Raw genomic sequence first — 2,337 nt, 5'->3', positions numbered from 1 at the left:
TGCTGCCGAACCTGCAGGAACGCGCACCGGGCTACCGCGCCGTCACGCCGCTCCTGCAATCCGACGACGGCGAAACCACAAAGCCACAATTGTCCACCGACGGCCAGAGCATCGGTTTCTATTCCAGCCGCGGCAGCCTGGCCGAAGACAGCAACGGCAGGTTCTTCGACGTATTCGTCGCCAGCGGCCATGCGGACGGCATTTTTTGCCGACGGTTGGCAGAACGAATGCCCCACCTCGCAAATGCGCTGAAACAGTTCCGGATGGATGCCGTCGCGAGACCAGGCTCGATGAGGAAACGCAGCATCGCTAGGGCGACGAGTCGCAACGACGTATCAGGGGTGAAAGGCGTCGAAACTATTTGACGGTAGTTGCGAGACAGCACACCAGCGTGCCTCGAAAAAACGCGCCCGCTGCCGACGATGATCGGCACCGGATATTCGGCGACAAGCCCTGCGCCGTTGATCGCCTACGTCGGCAAGCCGCCCTAACCGACGAACGGAATTTCCTTGTCGCCTGCGGACAGGACCTGCGTACGCGGCACTTGGCCCGTGCACTTTTTACATGCAGGTGCACCGACACGGTTGAGCAGCGAGGGCGCCGGAATTCGGGAAATCGAGCAGCACCGTCGCCCGCAGCGGTGTCTTTCCCGGACTTCAACGAGGCGTCTATGTCAGTTTTCAGGTGTGTCCATCAGCGCTGCGCTCATGCAGCGAGGTTTGTGTTGATGCTATTGGCGCTGCCAGGTGCCGCTACGGCGGCGCAATCCATCGAGCTTGTCAGCCAGGCCGCATTTCCCGCCAACACCAACGGCGACTTGGCGAGCATTGGCCCGCTGGACCTGTCCGACGACAGCCGCTTCGTGCTGTTTGCATCCGACGCCAGCAACCTGGTGCTGAACGACAACAACGATAGAGCAGATCTGTTCTTGCTCGACACGCAAACTGGAGAAGTGGAGCGCATCGCCACGGACGTGAGCAGCGCAGCTGCCCCCTACTACTACGGCGATGCTAGCCTCTCCAACGATGCCCGCTATGTGCTCTACAACCACCGGTCCGACGCGGGCAACGTGTACCAGGTCTATCGGTTCGACCGCCTGACGCGCACGACCCTGCTGATCAGCGCCGATGCCGATGGAGTCGCCGGCAGCGACAGCAGCGTGGCCGGCGGACTTTCCGCCGACGGACGCTATGCCGTTTTTACCAGCAATGCTGGTCTGCTCCCCAATGTCCAGACGCCATCGGTCTATCGGTACGACGCGCTCACCGCACGATTGCAGATCGTGCCTGCTGCCAGCGATTCCGGCGTAGCAGTGGATATCACGCCGGACGGTCGCTACGTCCTCTATGAGAGCGGGACCGGGCGTCTTGTCGTGCGAGATATGGACAGCGCCACCAGCACACCGGTCAACGTAACCGCCGATGGTGTGGTTCTGTGGCTACAGAACTTGCCAGATCCGTACAAATCCAGCTGCAGCAATCGACGCATCAGCGACGATGGTCGCTACGTGGTTTTCGTCACCGGTAGCGATGCCGATCCATCGGATACCGATTCGGCATACGACGTGTATCGCTACGACCGGCTGAGCAATACCCGCGAACTGATCAGCACGACGGTCGCCGGCGTTGCGCCCGACGGGGTCAACGTCTGTCCTGGCATCAGCGCCGACGGTCAGCGCATTGCCTTCTTTTCTACGGTGCACATGGATGCCTACAAACTCATGCTGCGTGACATGACGGCTGGAACGTTGCGCGTCATGGTTGGTTACATCAGCGACCGGGATGTCGGAGGCCTGAGCCTCGGCGACGAACCCGATGCGCTGTTTTTCCATACCTCTGGCCTGGTCTCATCCGCCGGACAACAGGTCTACCGCTATCGCGATGACGGCGCACCTGTCGTATTGAGCCGGGCCTACGCGGCCGGCAGCGAATTTGCCGATGGCCATAGCGGCGACAGCGCCGTCAATCCATCGAGTTACGATCTGGGTCCAGGTATCAGCGCAGACGGACGCTTCGTCGTATTCAGCTCCAACGCGAAAAACCTGGTCAGCGGCTTTCCCTATGCATGCCACCTATTCCTGCGCGACAGGACAGCCGGCACCACCGCGCAGGTCTATTGGGCCGATGGCGGGTCGTCGCTTTCCGAGTGTGCCAATCCATCCATCACGCCGGATTCGCGTTACGTCGTTTTCTCCGCAAATCGCGAGTTAGGTCCGGTTCCCTTTCGCCTGCAGCGGGAGATATTCCGCTACGACCGCACGAGTGGGCAGACCTCGCTCGTTAGCACCGATACCTCCGGCACAGCCGCCGACGCATCGAGCAGCGGACCGCATATGTC

At 61.2% G+C, this 2,337-nt stretch carries 2 protein-coding genes; both read left to right on the top strand.

Translation table 11 applies throughout. From position 1 onward, the window contains the following. The coding region (locus DFR29_RS29565; protein ID WP_166654428.1) for a hypothetical protein at positions 1–365 on the top strand (365 nt) is incomplete at its 5' end. 275 nt (positions 366–640) lie between these two features. Then, positions 641–2,337, top strand: a 1,697-nt coding sequence (locus DFR29_RS28735; protein WP_133822072.1) for a TolB family protein, incomplete at its 3' end; no start/stop codon positions are given.

The organism is Tahibacter aquaticus (genome assembly GCF_004363655.1).
Classification (GTDB): domain Bacteria; phylum Pseudomonadota; class Gammaproteobacteria; order Xanthomonadales; family Rhodanobacteraceae; genus Tahibacter; species Tahibacter aquaticus.
The sequence above is the reverse complement of the archived record's forward strand: the minus strand, read 5'-3'. Positions and strand labels throughout refer to the sequence as shown.